Raw genomic sequence first — 16,161 nt, 5'->3', positions numbered from 1 at the left:
ATCTTAACGCAGCATTTCCAAAAAGCTTTCCATCCGCAGTCTGGTTCTGGCATCTATTTTTCCAGGTTTGTCGCCTTCAATTGTCAAAATAGGTATCGTAAGTTTTTCCCGAAAAATCATGTCCTCAATTTGACGAAAACAAAAACTCTGTACATAGTGAATCAGACCATCCAGATTACGCCGTTCAATTTCAGTCTCAATATCATTAATCCGGCCAAACACACCATAAGGATATGTATACAGGCGATATTGCTCAACAATATCGTCTGTGGCAAATGGCATAGCAAACTGCCGCTGCACCTCGTTATATACTATTCTTGCTCCCATCGTTTCTAAATAAGGATATAAATCAGTAAAAATAGGCGGCACACCGATAAAGCCCAATCTCAGGTCGTCGGTATACTCTGACGCATTGTCTGCTTGCTGCAAAAAACGTTCGACATCGCTGACAAACGTCTCTGTATCACTATTAAAATCACTGCAGCTTACCTGATACAGATGGTTGTGTAAACCGCTCACGGTATTTTCCTGCCAAGTACGTCGATCAATCTCTGCTACGTTAAGACGCAGTTTGTCCAACTGGCGCTTGACGCCATAAACTGCCTCCCAGTTTGTCCCGAGCGTAGCCATCAGTTTTTCCATTTGCAGTTTCAATAGGTCATAATCGCGGTCAAACGGATACGCAAACGGAATGGTTTCAATGCCAGCCAATTGATAAGTCTCCATAAGGGCATGGGTATTACTGCAATCGCCTTGCGTAACGGCAATAACTTTATCGATACCGCCAAAACTGGCGTTAAATTCCTTATTTACCATCACTGCATATAATCCCTTTATCCAGCCGCAAATATTCCGGGGATATCCAGCCTCCTCAGCTGTTTCCACCATGCGACCGGCTGCAGGGCTGGTAATAAATATATTGTTAAGGTCAACAGGAATATGCCCTGCTGCCAAAATAATCTCAACAGGCACAGTAGTCGTTATGCCGATGCGGGCCATAGTAATCTGCCTCCCAGATATTTAAAACAGAGGATAGTAAGTCTACCCTCTGTCTTTGAAAAAGTTCAAGTTATTGTGCGACGGTTTTTTGTACAGCTAAACCATAGTTTTTAATAATAACGATCGGCGTTTTTTGACTGGCATTCCCAAAGGGGTTATTGATAAGGATTTGGGCAATCTCCTTGGGAACTAATCCCTGGGTCGCTCCCAATACTGCCGCCCGCTTCAGGTCATTGACATCAGCAACAACAGCCCCATAACAGCCCAAGCGCTGTTTTATGGCTTCCGCCACCCCATTGGGGTCAGCCGGTCCATATACCAGACACTTGTCAAACGGGGGCATCGTACCGGTAACATCGTCAATCAAGGCCGTTTGTCCACCTGCCAATTCATAGAACAGGCCGCTTCGCCCCACTAATTTGCCTAAAAACCCAACAAACAACGACCATGTTATCCGCCAACTGCCTTCCGCATTCATGGCCGTCTGCATGCCGTAGGCGCTTGCCAGGCTGCCCTCTTTCGCGATAAACCGGCACAGTACCCGGGCCAGAAGTGACGGCTGCAATTCTTCCGGCCGGACAAAACGTCCCTGGGTAATAGCGACAACACTTTCAGCTACCGATACCACATCCTGCGGACCAATATCCTCTTTGGCATATTTCTCAATCACATCAACAATGTTATCTTTATCAGTAAGTATACGAGTAGGTACTGGTTTTAGTTCTAATGCCTGCTCAGTCATATCTGTTTCCTCCTATCTGGCTGCAGCATCTTCACTAGCAGCAAGTGCCTTATGTATTTCATCAGCTGTCATAACCAAGCGCTCTTTGGCAATATACCAGAGACTACGAGCGACTACCTGATATACAATATCAATCGGCATATCCACCATGTCTTTGAGCGCAGCCTTGATGTCTCCTGACTTGGCAGTAAATTTTACTGTTAAAATAATTGATCCACCAGTAGTTACAGGAATAATACAGGCCTCCCAATAACCATCATTCCGGTTGACATGGTCAAGCGTCAAGCGTGAATCGGTGTCCACAGCGTCAAACTGCTCGCAAGGCAAAAAGTGACGGGGAAAAACATCCATCAGCGTGCCATCTTGTGAGCCATTGTTGATAAATGGCACAGTGGCTGAAAAGGTTGCTGTCTCCCTAGTTATTCCCGTAAGCGTAAAATCAGTCCGTTGGTCAACAATAAACTTAAAATTGGCATCTCCCTGCTTGGCAATGAACAGCCAAATGCCAACAGCTGCCCCTAGCACAACAATAAGTAAAACAATTAAAAATCCCACACCATAGCCTCCGTATCCGGGTATCGGCAAGAAACCCTGTTATTTCAACTTCGCACTAAAATCCTGTAAGCTGACGCCGTTGATCAAATTAGTTTCTCTTAGCGCCATATATAATATGCAGCAACCAAAGCTGCCAGCAATCACGAACACCAAACAGCCTCGTTCTCAGGAAGGCTGATGCAGCTTGTTAAAATACTTGTCCGGCAAACGAATTATTTTCCCCTGGTTGTTAGTAAACACATTTTGCGTACTCCCCGTAGCCAACAGTGTCCCGTCTGCTTCTTTAAGCACACGGTAAGTAAACACCAGTTTCACTTTGGATGCTTCCGCCAAAACAGCTTCAATAAGAATATAGTCATCAAATTTGGCTGATGCACGGTACTTGCAGTCAACAGCGGTAATTGGAAAAACAATATTATCGGCCATCATATCAGTAAGTAAAATGCCAACCTGGCGCAAATACTCAACCCTGGCCATCTCAAACCAGCGAAAATAATTAGAGTGATGTACCACCCCCATCATATCTGTTTCCACAAATCTTACTTTATCTCTTACAGTTATCATATACCTTATCCTATTCCTTAATTGATGGTAAATAAAAAAGCACGCTATCAGCATGCTGGTAGAAGAATTTACTTATTCATTGTACTCTTTATTGGACATTTTTGTCAATGCCGGATTGCTTTATCTACGATTTTGCAGACGAGTGGCGTATTGGCAAACTGTTTTCTATAAGGCAAGAAAAAACCTCTGCAAAAAAAACTGCAGGGGTCAAGAATAAAATAATATTTGAAAGGAGAAGAGGGTATGGCATTACTACCAACCTTACCTTTATAATATATTACTCATTATTACTTGTCAATAATTATTTTCCATAAATATCAATATCTCTTTTATGTGGTCTTGAATCTCTAACTATTATGATTGCACCCGTATCATGCTCCTGCTATAATTAAGTATACACAATTTTCCATAAAAAAAGGAGACTTTTATGGCAGATAGTAACACTGTACAAGCCCTCGCACTACCGGCACGTATTGACGCCGAGGCCGCTATTATCCTAAAATCTACATTGATTAAGCTCATCAATGGCGGAGCCAGAAAAGTAATCTGTAATTTTTTTGCTACTGAATTTCTCTCAGAAGAAGGAGCCGAAGAATTACTCCAGGTAGCTCGTTTTCTGCATAAAGTTGGGGGAGAGCTTGGGATTTGTCTGATAAAACCGGATGTTAAAGCCACTATATCACAACCGCAATTTTTTAAGTTTTATAGCGTGGAAGAATCGGTAGCTTTAGTCGCACTGAGGAATCTAGTTACCTATTTTGATCTGTATGAAGATATCTTAGATCTCAAGGTTCGTATGGAGAACACCATTGCTTATATCGAGATATATCTCGGTTTTGGCGCTACCCAGACAATGCACCAGGTACAAAAGGCAGTCGAACTTATTCGTCATAGTCTGGAACAAGAACTCACTGACGTACATGTTCTCATCGTTCCAAGTACCACCCTTGAGGAAATTTCCCCTTCACAGCCGATGAATCAAACAAAGCAAATCGTTTTTTCCAGTCAGTCCCCTGCGGTTTGGCAACTTGCTCAGTCTATCCGACAAACAATCCCGGAAGATATTCCCTGTAGTTCTATTAATGAAGCTTCTGCTGCCGATAGTTTTGATTTGATTTCAATTGTCTTTCGTATCGACCAGGCTACAGCTGACTCTGAAGCGACACTGTATCTAAAAGAATTACATGAACAAAAATTGGCTTTATTTGCCGTCACCGAAAACTATCCCTACTCTGGTTACGCCGGGGAGTGTATGAAAAATATCACAGCCCTACTGGATACCAGCAATACTATTGCAGGAAAATTTATCTGCCGGACTGCTGATAACCAAATTTCTGAGACTGACTTAATGCGCGCCCGAAATAAATATTTCGATATCATCCAGGAAAATACATAAAGTAAAGTCCTCGCAAAACTGCGGGGACTTTTGTATTTACCAGCTACTCACTTCTTTTAGGAAATACACCGATAGTACATCTTGAAACACAGATGATGTTTCCGGTCTCATCACTGATTCTAATATCCCATACCATAATCGTTCTCCCGCGATGAATAGGTTTTCCCACGGCCGTAACAAATCCATCCTTTTTTCTTCGTACATGATTTGCGTTTATTTCTATGCCAACGGCATATTCTACCTCTTCGTTAATAAAGTAATAGGTACCCAGACTAGCTACTGTTTCCGCTAACGCGACCGAAGCTCCACCGTGTAATAATCCAAACGGCTGGTGAGTAGCTTCGTTTACCGGCATTGTTGCCACAACTTGCTCCTCGCCTATTTCAGTTACTTTAATACCCAATGCATCGATAAGAGTATCTTTATAACACTCATTTTTCATAATTACTCTAACCTCCAGCCGCTTGTTTACTACTCATGCTCCGAAACCTCTTGACTTAGTTTATTTTTAATATCCTGACGCAGCACAAATTTCTGTATCTTGCCTGCCGCAGACCTTGGGAGACTGCTTACGATCTCCAGGCGCTCGGGGTATTTGCACTTGGCCACTCTTTTCTCTTCAAAAAAGGCTTTTACGCTATCCAACGTTAATCCGTTAGTTACGTCTTTCAGAACTAAGTAAGCACAAATTCTCTCACCTAACCGTTCATCTGGCATTGACACTACGCCCGCTTCATAAACATTAGGGATTTGCAGTAAGATGTTTTCAATTTCCACACTACTGATATTCTCGCCCCCGCGAATGATAACGTCTTTTTTTCGGCCAGTAATTCTGATATACCCATCCTCATCCAAAGTACATAAATCACCACTGTAGTACCAGCCTTCTTCGTCGAAGACACCTGCCGTCAATTCGGGCTCCTTAAGGTAACCCATAAAAACATTCGGACCCCGCGACGCTTCCTCGCCTTCCATTCCCGCCGGCACCAATTGTCGTGAAGCATCTACCACCTTTATCTCTACACTTGGTACTGGCACACCATCGGTATTAATTACTTTTTCAATGGGGTCATCCAAGCGAACAGCGGTATGGGGAATACTCTCGGTAGAGCCATATACGCCAATTACCTTAAGTCCTACCTTCATGGATTCTTTAACTAAGTGTCTGGGTATTGGCGCCCCGCCGCATAAGAAGAAGCGAAATGAAGATATATCATATTTCTTACTTTGTAATGAACGAAGTATATCGTAGACAAACGGTGTAGCCCCCATACTACAAGTACATTTTTCCCGGGCGATTAATGCCAGACTGGTTTCTGCCGAAAATTTATCCTGAAGCACACTTTTAGCCCCAAATAGAAACGGCATGGTCACACCATGGTGAAAACCGGTAGCGTGGGCCATTGGTGCTGTCATTAGCATCACGTCTGTATAGTTGAAATTCAGCGCAGCAGCAAAGGCTTTTTCACTGGCAATAATGTTATTATGTGTAAACATAGCACCCTTGGGAGCAGCAACTGTTCCCGAAGTGAATAAAACCGCTGCCAAATCATCGGCCATACTTACACGGTTATCAGGCAAGGGTGAGTATTGCTGCATTATGCTGCGCAAGGTATTGCCCTCATCTGTCGGGGTTTCTTTTTCGACTATAACTATTTCCTTCAAACTGGGGATTTTAGGGACTACTGACTGAACCATAGGCAGATAGGTAAATCGCCGATACTCAGACGGGAAAAAAAGCACTTTCGATTCACATTTATTTAAAATATATACTAATTCTTCCTGACGATAACAGGGTAAAATGGGATTTGCGACTGCCCCTGCTTTCAAACAGGCCACGTAAATAACTGTAAATTCGGCCCATCCGGGTAATTGAAAGGAAACAAATTCCCCGGGCTTCACACCAACCGCTTGTAAAAAGGCTGCTACTCTGCCGGCCGCATCATCCAGTTCAGCATAGGTATAACTAGTACCCAGCAAGTCAATTACTGCTATCTTTTCCGGGGAGCTTAAAACCGCCATTCTCCAATAATCAGCCAGAGTGGCATCACCCCAATAGCCCTTTTGCCTGTAAAGTTGTTTGCGGGACTCATTAATCGTAATCAGTGAAGACATCCGCTCACCCCCTGATTTTGTTCTAAAGGTGGTAGTAAGCACCTCTTGAGGCTGATAATGAAGACAACAACTTATGCAGTGAATTTGTTTCAGCATAGCTGAAATATCGGCGGGTTCAGGTGGGGAGTCTACCCCATCTGAACAAACGCCGCCTGCAGAGGCGGGAGTCTTAACTCGCCGCAAAAGATAATGTTTAAAAACTCATATGCTCTGTTGCTGTAGTATTTACTTTGCATTTGTTGAAATTAACCGGCTTTGCTCTTCCTTATTTCTTCGATGAGAGCAGGAATAACCTCAAACAAATCGCCTACTACTCCGTAATCGGCCACATCAAATATCGGTGCTTCCGGATCTTTATTAATTGCCACAATAACATCCGAAGATGACATTCCTGCCAAATGCTGTATAGCGCCCGAGATACCACAGGCAAAATAAATCTTAGGACCTACTGTTTTTCCTGTTTGCCCTACTTGCTGCAGAGGTGGCATCCAGCCTGCATCTACAGCTGCCCTTGATGCTCCCACAGAACCTCCCAGGAGATCAGCGAATTCATTAAGTAAAGCAAAGTTTTCCGGCTTACCCATACCTCTGCCGCCGGAAACAATTATTTCAGCCTCTTCCAGCTTAACGGCAGCCTCGTCCAGCGCTTTTATAAAGCCAACTACTTTTGTGCGAATGATCTCAGCAGGTGTTCTAATCTCTTCCTTTATAATTGGTGCACTTCTGGCGGTATCCGGCTGGGCCTTTTTAAATACTCCCGGCCTTACCGTTCCAATCTGTGGTCTGGTACTGGAACATAAGATAGTAGCCATAAGGTTCCCGCCAAATGCCGGCCTCGTCCAGGCGATATCTCTTGTTTCCTCGTTAATCCCTAAGCCTGTACAATCAGCGGTCAAACCGGTTGCCAGCCGCGCTGAAATCCGCGGGCCTAAGTCTCTGCCATTATTTGAGGCTCCGATTAGGATTACCGACGGTTTAAATTTTTCAACTAACTTTACCATTACATTGGTATATCCATCGGTATTGTAGTCTTTATATTCTTCGCCTTCTACCAGAATTACCTCATCTGCACCATAAGCAATTGCCGATTTAACCGCAGCATCAACCTCGTTACCAATAACAACACCAATCAGCTTTTCCTTATTAGCCTCAGCCAAAATTCGTCCTTGGTTCAATAACTCTAAACCCACATTTTTGGCTTCTCCATGATCACTCTCAATAAACACCCACACATTTTTATAGTCTGCAATATTCATCATTGCTCTCCTCCTTAAACAAGCTTAGCAGCAACTAATTTTTCAAATAATTTTAGTGCACATCCACTTCCGGTATCTTCACAGATTCTTACGCCAGACTCTTTTCTAGGAGGTGTAAATGTTTTCTTTACCTTCGTAGGTGAACCTTTAAGGCCTATTTTTTCTATATTGATTTCTGGCAAATCTGCAGCAGTAATCACGTCTATCACGGCTTTATTAGCTGCCAATTTACTCTTAATAGATGGATATCTAGGCTTATTAATGGATTTTACTACCGTAACTACCGCAGGAAGCTTTGCTTCAACAATTTCGTAGCCTTCATCATGCTCTCTTTGAACGGTAATAACCTCTCCTTTAACCTCTAGCTTGGCCACATAGGTAAGCTGTGCGATTCCAAGATGCTCCGCTATCTCTGGTCCAACTTGACCGGTGTCCCCATCAATTGCCTGTTTACCGCAGAGAATAAGGTCAAACTTGCCTAGTTTTTTAATAGCATTTGCCAGTATATAACTTGTTGCTAACGTATCAGAGCCGCCAAACAACCGGTCACTTATGAGTACGGCCTTGTCAGCTCCAAGTGATATACATTCCTTTAAAGCATTCTTTGCCTGTTGGGGTCCCATGCTTATTACAGTTACACTGCCACCATGAGCCTCTTTCAGCTGAACTGCCGCTTCAAGGGCATTGGCATCAAATGGATTTACGATACTTGGTACACCACTGCGAATAAGCGTATTGGTTACCGGGTCTATCCTGATCTCTGAAGTATCTGGTACCTGCTTTACACAAACTAGAATATCCATAACTACTACTCCCCCTTAATTCCACTACTTGAACATTTCTTTTGCGATTACTAATCTTTGAATTTGATTTGTTCCTTCAAAAATTTGGAATACTTTTGAATCTCTCATCAGCTTTTCAACTGGGTATTCCTTGCTGACCCCATAGCCGCCAAAGATTTGAACGGCATCAGTAGTTACCCTCACTACGGTGTCGCCACAGAAGGTTTTGGTAATTGAGCCTTCTTTGACAACAGGTTTATTATCATCCATCAAAATCATGGCATGGTGAACCAATTGACGAGCTGCTTCGGTCTGAATTTCCATATCAGCTAAAATCATTTGAACCGCTTGGAACTGCCCAATCGGCTTTTTAAATTGAACTCTTTCCTTGGCATATTTTACAGCCTCGTCGATAGCTGCCTGGCAAATACCCACAGCTAACGCGCCAACAAAAGCTCTTGAAACATTTAACGTATTCATAGCTGTGATAAAGCCTGTTCCCTCTTTGCCAAGCAAATGGTCAGCCGGCACTCTTACATCTGTAAAGGTTACATCTGTTGTATTTGATAATCTAAGCCCCATCTTATCTTCATGTTTACCAACGGTAATGCCGGCCCGGCTTCTCTCTACAATAAATGCGGATATACCCTTGACACCTTTGCTCTTGTCTGTTGAAGCAAATACGACAAATACGTCGGCAACACCCCCGTTGGTAACAAAACATTTACTGGCATTAATCACATACTCATCGCCATCTTTAACGGCTGTACCTCTCATTGAGCCTGCATCTGACCCAGAATTAGGTTCTGTTAAACAGAAGCCTCCGAAGGCCCCAGGAATAATAATATCGGCAAACAACTTTTTCTGCGCTTCATTCCCCGCCGCAATAACTGATCGTAACGCAACAAATGTAGTAACAAGAGAAATCGCATAACCAGCATCAACTTTCGCTAACTCCTCAAAAATAATGGCTGTTGTTTGATAATCCAACCCTGAGCCACCATATTCTTCAGGTATTTCCAAGCAATGCAAACCCATGTCAAAAGCCTGCCTGAGAAGTTCCAGCGGGAATTCTCCCTTTTCATCAAGTTCCTTGACATGCGGTTTTACTTCTTTAAGTGCAAAGTTCCTTACCATTTCGACTAACTCTTTTTGTTCGGTTGTTAAAATGTTTCCCATAATAAAATCCTCCCTAAATCATTTCATACACTCTCGGAAACCCGCTTTTTTTTTGCGCCTCATGTAGAATGTACTATACTTCATTATTTACAACAATTTAACATTTTTAAATTATCAAATAATTATGAATCAAAACTGAATTGTTATATTGCTCTTTAACTATACTAATCACTGTAAACTAACTTCCCGTTTTGCCTTTCAGTCCTAAAATTCGTTCTTTACCTGAAAATAACGGCGCCCCCGGCGCTATCACATGATAGCGCCGGGGGCATCACTCATAATCTATTTTTGAACTTATAATCTCCTCAGACAACTCCCTATTAAGAAGAACGACTCACCTTAATAAGGCTATACCATATGAAATGAATTCAAGCTTTATGCTAAATTACGCTGTAAGTTTTTGCTTCTACCGGCACTCGGTAAAATCGGTTTAACCTGACTAGTCAGCAAAATAAGCGCACCCATTATTGATAAACCAGCCCCTAAATATAACGCATAATCGTATCCATAGGCATCCACAACAATACCAGTTAGAAGCGGGGCAGTTATGCCGCCAATTGTGGCACAGGTAGCATAAAGACCAACAATTTTTCCGGCATTGGTAGGGGAAAAAACAATCGGCATGGAATAATACCCACCCATGGTGAGGCATAAAACACCGTTGGATGCTGATATTAAAGCTACTGCCATATTCGCATTGGTTGCTTGGGAGCCGAATATTAACAGAATTCCGGCACCTACCATGCCAAGCAGAGGAAATAGCTTTCTTCCCATATTGTGTCCGAGTTTCTTTGCTGCCTGATCAGCCAGCCAACCGCCTAAAGGATACGTGAATATGGCAACAATATATGGCATCATGGTGTATATTGCGCTTGTCCCCATTTCGAAACCACGTCCCCGAACAAAGTACGTTGGCAGCCAGGTCATAAACAAATAAAAGAGGTAGTTGGTACAGAAAAATGATATTGCCCCGGTCCAGACTGACGGTGTTGAAAATATGTCTTTAGATGTTACGGTCATTGCCTGATTTAAGTCTTCTGACTGGCATCCCTGATCGGCTCTAATATATTCTATTTCTGCTTTACTTATTGCAGGATGTTCCTCAGGCTTATCCTTACCATACTTCCACCAGATAATGACCCAAATGGGAGCAATAAAAGCAAATGAATAAAACACCATTTCCCAGCCCCATTTACTAATAATCCAGGCTGATATCGGCATAGCAACGGCAATCCCGATAGCCACACCCATAAGACTCAGTCCCTGGGCTAAGCCAGATTCTTTCTTAGGCATCCACTGCGCTACAATGGAAGTCATAGCAGGCAAGGAAACGCCTTCGCCCCACCCCATTGCTATACGTATAATTACCATTAAACCCAGCGTAGATCCAAAAGGAGTCAGAAATACAAACAGCGACCACCAAAGAGCTCCAATCATTGTAACCTTCCCACCACCAAATCGATCTGCCAGCCACCCCCCCGGAAGCTGAGTACATGCGTAACCAATAAAGAAGGCTGTTGAAACGAGACCATATTGTGTTGCACTCCAGTTAAAGTGTTTCATCATAGCGGGTCCGGCCATCGACATACAGGATCTATCCATATACAAGATCGTATAGCACACTGTCAACATACCAATAATATACCACCTTTTATTACCAAACCCTGAACTCACAATAATTCCTCCTCTCTTTTGCATAATCGTTCATCAAAAGGATAAGCACTCATGGCAAAATGTACGAGAGCATTATCATTATGGCATGTTTTTTGGCAATTTTCACACCCACTTTCGTTTAAATTTGTTCATTCCTCGCGATTATGGAACTGAAACGAGTTCACTAAATTATTGAAGTATTTGCAAAATTATGCGGCTACTAATATCTGACATCAAACTACATAAGTCTCCTTTAATGTAATATGTTTAACTATTTGCAACAATTTAATAAATATAAATATTCCAAACTATTATGAAGTAAAAGAAAATAACCACTATTAATCTTTAGTTATACTAATAAATCCCAAACTGTATTTAACACGACTATTGAGCAATATCAACTGTCTATCGAAGATTGATTAGAGAAACTTAATAATGCTATGTAACATAAATCCATGAAAAAGCTTCAATAATTAAAAAATCAAAATTTTTTTCAAATTATTACAAAATTCTTAATTGGAAGGATGTTTATAAATCAGCTAGAATATTGAATGTTAGTATTGAATTATGATCCAGAAAGGAACACCGCATATGGAAATATATCAACTTAAGTACATCCTGGCGGTAGCCAAGCACCAAAATTTTTCTCGTGCAGCAGAGGAAGTCTGTGTAACCCCCTCCTCTTTATCTCAGCAAATAAAAAAACTTGAAGATGAATTGGGAGTCGTGTTATTTGGAAGAACCACGCGCTCAGTTCATCTGACTCCAGCAGGCACTGAGTTTGTTGAACATGCCAAGAAAATAATATCGGATATTGCCGATATTAACATGGCTATGCAGCAATATGTGGTTGGTGAAAGCGGCCAAATATCCATAGGCAATGTCCCGGCACTGGGAGCCTTTGGTATCACGCCACTTATTGCAGCCTTCCAAAAAACCTATCCGAAAATTTCTTTCGAATTTCATGAGGCCGAATGCTTTGACCTATACCCATTATTGTCCAGTGGGAAAATTGACGTAGCCTTTCTTACCGCCTACCACAAATATAAGCCGGAAAAGATACCGCTAGAGTCATATCCTCTAATTCAAGACGAATTAGTCATTATAACTAATACCTCACACCCGTTTGCCTCCAGAGAGATTATCGATTTACACGAGGCTTCAGAAGAAACTTTTATTTGTCTTTCCAAGTCCTCCGGGGCTTTTGCCGACACCCTTGATGCCTGTAAGTTATCTGGTTTTGAGCCAAAATTCGGCTATGACGCGCACTACGTTGATACCTGTGTTGGACTTGTAGCTGAAGGTATGGGGATTGCGATACTATCTTCCCGGATAGCGCAGAAGGCAATGCCTTCTGCGGGAAAAGGCATTGCAATAGTTCGTTTTAAACCGAAAGCAACTAGAACTGTGTCAGTGGTTTTTCCCAAAAAGAAAAAACTTTCCCCTGTTGTTTCAAATTTCAAGAATTTTTTTGTACACTGGTCACAAGAAAATTATCTCCACAATCCCCCTTGCGAACAGCAGTAAGCAGGTTCGTAAAAAACTAGGACGGTTGGAAATACACTTTCGTGAATCGTTCCAACCATCCTAGTATAAGGGGGTGTTACCGACAAGATTTCTAAGCAGAAGCAGCTTAAGGAAGCGGTTCAGACGCTGATGTGCAGCTTAATTTGTCAAATTCTAATTCTTTACCCGCATATACTTTAACTGCACCTGTTTCGATAAACTTTTGAATATCAGCTTCAGAGTAGCCATACTTTAGCAAATAGGTGCGAGTATCATAACCAATCGGCTTAGATGTCCACAACGTAGGATCGCCAACACTCTTCATTCTTATTGGGCTTGTAGGAATAACCCGTTGACCATACGATTTGTATTCTACACGTCTTAAAATGTCATTCGCATAAGCTTCTTCATCCACAAGTACATCATCAACTGTAAATGCCTTTTGATAAGGAATCTCGTTTTCTCTTAAAATTACCTCCCACTCAGCAAATGTCTTTTTGGCGAATGCTTTTTCGAAAAGTTCAACAACATAACCATTTGTTTTATTTGCCGTAAGCTTTTCTAACGTATCATATTCTTCATTGCCAATGAGCATTTCAATACCTAGCGCAGTAACCATCTGTTCAAAGTATTTATTATAGTTACCTTGACAAATCAGGAACCAAATTCCGTCTTGGGATTTATAACAATTGTTTGATGGAGTAGGAACCAGTTTTCTGGATCTTGGATATAGTGCCCCGGACTGGCGGGAAACAACGGCATGCTGCATTCCCCAGCAGGCAACATGATAGAGGTTTACAACCACCTTGTCTCCTAAACCTGTTTTCTCTTTTCGAACCAAAGCGGCCAACACGCCGGCAGTCAAAAAACCACTCGCATTCCAATCACCAAAAGCAGCTGGAACATTCACAGGATTTTCACCCATCTGAGGGAATGCAGTTAATATACCGCCACGAGCGGAATAAGCAGTAGCATCGTACCCCCTGGAATCCCTTTCCGGACCTCGCTCGCCATAGCCTCTCATTTGCGCATAAACGATATGTGGAAACATTTTACTAATGGTCTGATAGTCCAGACCTAATTTAATCAACGCCTTATCTCTAAAGTTTGTAACAAGGACATCAGCCGTTTCCAGTAATTTATAAACGAATTCTATACCCTCTTTACTTTTAAGATTAATGCTCAGCCAGTTTTTATCAAGACTGGCCATATCGAATGCCGGATCTTCAATATCATCCCGCAGCATACCGTAACCAGGACCCTGAGTACGTTGCTCATCACCAGTAAAGGGCTCAATTTTAATAATTTCTGCTCCCATTTCGCCAAGAATTCTTGGGCATGCCGGTGCTGCTATATAAGAAGTTAATTCGATTACTTTGATTCCTTCTAATCCTTTCAATGAAAACAACTCCCTTTGTAATTTTTCCTAACCTCTAACTGGACGGCCACCCCGGTTAGAGGTTAGTTCTTTTAGTTAACCGAAGTTTCGCTCAAATATTTGGTTTTAGCTTCAATCTGTTTAACCTTGGCAGTCAACAATATAATTGCACCTAAAATTGCCATCGATGATCCCAGGAATAAGGCATAACTATACCCGTAGGAGTCAACAACCATACCTGTAACAAGTGGTGCAGATATTCCTGCCATTGTACCAATAAAGCCATACATCCCAACTATTGTACCAGCATTTTTGGGGGCAAAGATTATTGGAATGGAGAAGAACCCTCCCTGGGTAATGGTTAGACAGCCCATAGACGCTGCAATTAAACCAATAGCCATGTTAGCATTGCTGGCCTGTGCGCCAAATATCAATGCAATCCCACCAATGATTAAGCCACACACGGGAAACAATTTTCGTCCAATATTTTCTCCAAATTTCTGAGATGCCCAGTCAGTTAAGATCCCTCCTAAAGGATAAGTAATCATCGCGACAAGGTAAGGAATCATCGTATAATAACCACTTTTCACTAAAGTGAAGCCACGACCAACCGCTAAGTAGGTGGGTAACCAGGTTAATAACAAGTAAAAAACGTAATTGTAACAAAAGTAAGCAATAATCGCGCCCCATACGGATATATTTGAAAAAATTTCTTTTGCGGTTAAGCTGACTGCCTGACCGCCACTATCTTTTGAACCCTGGCCTGATACGATGTATTCAAGTTCTTCTTTACTAATTGAAGAGTGCAGATCAGGGCGATCTTTACCAAATTTAGCCCAGATTATGCACCATATCGGACCAAGAATAGCAAATAAATAAAATATCGTTTGCCAATTATAATTCTGGATTAAATAAACACCAGTAAGCATTGTAAGAACGACACCCAGAGGAACTCCGATAAGCGTCCAACCTTGTGCCTTGCCTGCTTCCTGTTTAGGTACCCATCTGGCTACCAGCGACGAGGTCGCAGGCAAGGTAACCCCTTGGCCTAACCCTACGACAACCCGGATAAATATCAATGAGCTTATTGCTGCCGCGCCAAAAGGAGTCAACAAAGTGAACACCGACCAAAGCAAGGTACCAATAACAATTACTTTGGTTGCCCCAAACCGATCTGATAACCAACCAGCCGGCAGCATTGTTAAGGCATAACCAATGAAAAAGGCTGTAGACACTAAGCCAAATTGTGTTCCAGTCCAGCCATACTCTTTCATGAGAACCGGACCGGCAATGGAGATACTAGCTCTTCCCAGATACATAAAAGTAAAACATAATACTAACATAGCAACAATATACCATCGTTTATTACCAATCTTTGGGCTCATCAGACATTCCTCCTATTTTTCTAAAAATACACCTCATTGTCTTGGCAGTTGAGACAAAAATAGAAAAAAAGAATTGGGACACATACCACTTCTAGGACGTAAAGTAGTCTGCCATCTTCTCCAGGGGGACCTCCAGCAGACCCCTTGTTTTGCTATATAAATAAATGATAAAACCTCGCTTGCAACGAAAGACACACTCCTGACAAGTGCTCCTGTCACAATATACATAGGCATCCTCGTCGGATAAAGGGAATACCATGGGCGGCCGCTTCCCGGAAGTGACATACTTGATGTAACTCCCGGTGAAGGTCTTAAGTAAGACCCACTCTGGTTTGTCCTCCGGCAGTTTCATCTCCCAGAATACCTGTACGGCGCTCTGGTTGAAACCGCCAACAATCCTGTAGTCCACATTGATTTCGGGCAAAGCGTCCTCCAGCTGCAGCGGCTTCAGCCGTTCCATGAATGCATAACAGCAAATAGGCTCTTTAGCCGGTATCTCATATCCCAACCCCTGGTACAACTTGCCACAATGATTGCAGCGGTAAATTACGATATCGGGGCATTCCGGCCAAGGTTTTCTGGCTGCCCTGCTTCTTAGTGGTCCAAATTCCAATTTCCAGCCCCTCCCCAGTACCTTTACCCAAAATACCT

General features: G+C 42.4%; 15 protein-coding genes. 2 read left to right on the top strand and 13 right to left on the bottom strand.

Going from position 1 to position 16,161, the window contains the following annotated elements:
- Positions 1-3: 3 nt before the first annotated feature.
- The 4 genes from SALPA_RS19170 to SALPA_RS19155 form a co-directional block, all read right to left on the bottom strand.
- The gene (locus SALPA_RS19170; RefSeq protein ID WP_145097626.1) at positions 4-999 is read right to left on the bottom strand and encodes a 2-hydroxyacyl-CoA dehydratase; all 996 of its coding nucleotides are present in this window, start codon (positions 997-999) and stop codon (positions 4-6) included.
- A gap of 70 nt (positions 1,000-1,069) precedes the next feature.
- Entirely contained in the window at positions 1,070-1,741 is a 672-nt protein-coding gene (locus SALPA_RS19165; protein ID WP_145097623.1) for a coenzyme F420-0:L-glutamate ligase, read from the bottom strand.
- Positions 1,742-1,753: 12 nt separating this feature from the next.
- Positions 1,754-2,296 (bottom strand): hypothetical protein, encoded by a 543-nt coding sequence (locus tag SALPA_RS19160; protein ID WP_145097620.1) that lies wholly within the window; start codon positions 2,294-2,296, stop codon positions 1,754-1,756.
- 165 nt (positions 2,297-2,461) lie between these two features.
- Positions 2,462-2,860 (bottom strand): thioesterase family protein, encoded by a 399-nt coding sequence (locus tag SALPA_RS19155; protein ID WP_145097617.1) that lies wholly within the window; start codon positions 2,858-2,860, stop codon positions 2,462-2,464.
- A gap of 427 nt (positions 2,861-3,287) precedes the next feature.
- Here SALPA_RS19155 and SALPA_RS19150 point away from each other — a divergent pair, with 427 nt between their 5' ends.
- Positions 3,288-4,256, top strand: a complete 969-nt coding sequence (locus SALPA_RS19150) for a flavodoxin family protein (protein ID WP_145097614.1) — start codon at positions 3,288-3,290, stop codon at positions 4,254-4,256.
- Between the two features lie 43 nt (positions 4,257-4,299).
- Here SALPA_RS19150 and SALPA_RS19145 read toward each other — a convergent pair whose 3' ends face one another.
- The 6 genes from SALPA_RS19145 to SALPA_RS19120 all read right to left on the bottom strand — a co-directional run bounded on the left by SALPA_RS19145 (position 4,300) and on the right by SALPA_RS19120 (position 11,262).
- A complete protein-coding gene (locus tag SALPA_RS19145) occupies positions 4,300-4,698 on the bottom strand; it encodes a hotdog fold thioesterase (RefSeq protein WP_145097612.1) in 399 nt (132 codons plus the stop codon).
- A 29-nt stretch (positions 4,699-4,727) separates the two neighbouring features.
- Positions 4,728-6,371 carry a medium-chain fatty-acid--CoA ligase gene (fadK, locus tag SALPA_RS19140; protein WP_145097609.1) on the bottom strand — a complete coding sequence of 548 codons (1,644 nt, stop codon included), beginning with the start codon at positions 6,369-6,371 and terminating at the stop codon, positions 4,728-4,730.
- Positions 6,372-6,616: 245 nt separating this feature from the next.
- Positions 6,617-7,630, bottom strand: a complete 1,014-nt coding sequence (locus tag SALPA_RS19135) for an electron transfer flavoprotein subunit alpha/FixB family protein (RefSeq protein ID WP_255451266.1) — start codon at positions 7,628-7,630, stop codon at positions 6,617-6,619.
- An 11-nt stretch (positions 7,631-7,641) separates the two neighbouring features.
- Complete coding sequence (locus SALPA_RS19130) at positions 7,642-8,430, bottom strand: electron transfer flavoprotein subunit beta/FixA family protein (RefSeq protein WP_145097606.1); 789 nt, start codon at positions 8,428-8,430, stop codon at positions 7,642-7,644.
- 24 nt (positions 8,431-8,454) lie between these two features.
- Entirely contained in the window at positions 8,455-9,588 is a 1,134-nt protein-coding gene (locus tag SALPA_RS19125; protein WP_145097603.1) for an acyl-CoA dehydrogenase family protein, read from the bottom strand.
- A gap of 375 nt (positions 9,589-9,963) precedes the next feature.
- Positions 9,964-11,262, bottom strand: a complete 1,299-nt coding sequence (locus SALPA_RS19120) for an MFS transporter (protein WP_222428056.1) — start codon at positions 11,260-11,262, stop codon at positions 9,964-9,966.
- Between the two features lie 546 nt (positions 11,263-11,808).
- On the opposite strand from SALPA_RS19120, the gene SALPA_RS19115 reads away from it, so the two are divergent.
- A complete protein-coding gene (locus SALPA_RS19115; protein ID WP_145097597.1) occupies positions 11,809-12,768 on the top strand; it encodes a LysR family transcriptional regulator in 960 nt (319 codons plus the stop codon).
- A 106-nt stretch (positions 12,769-12,874) separates the two neighbouring features.
- On the opposite strand, the gene SALPA_RS19110 is transcribed toward SALPA_RS19115, so the two are convergent.
- From SALPA_RS19110 to SALPA_RS19100, 3 genes are all read right to left on the bottom strand, one after another.
- Positions 12,875-14,146 carry a CaiB/BaiF CoA-transferase family protein gene (locus SALPA_RS19110; RefSeq protein ID WP_145097595.1) on the bottom strand — a complete coding sequence of 424 codons (1,272 nt, stop codon included), beginning with the start codon at positions 14,144-14,146 and terminating at the stop codon, positions 12,875-12,877.
- A gap of 71 nt (positions 14,147-14,217) precedes the next feature.
- Complete coding sequence (locus tag SALPA_RS19105; RefSeq protein WP_186451141.1) at positions 14,218-15,510, bottom strand: MFS transporter; 1,293 nt, start codon at positions 15,508-15,510, stop codon at positions 14,218-14,220.
- A gap of 91 nt (positions 15,511-15,601) precedes the next feature.
- Entirely contained in the window at positions 15,602-16,123 is a 522-nt protein-coding gene (locus SALPA_RS19100) for a hypothetical protein (protein WP_222428055.1), read from the bottom strand.
- Positions 16,124-16,161 lie beyond the last annotated feature (38 nt).

Source organism: Sporomusa sp. KB1 (assembly GCF_007830295.1).
GTDB lineage: Bacteria > Bacillota > Negativicutes > Sporomusales > Sporomusaceae > Sporomusa.
This window is presented reverse-complemented; position numbering and strand designations above follow the sequence as displayed.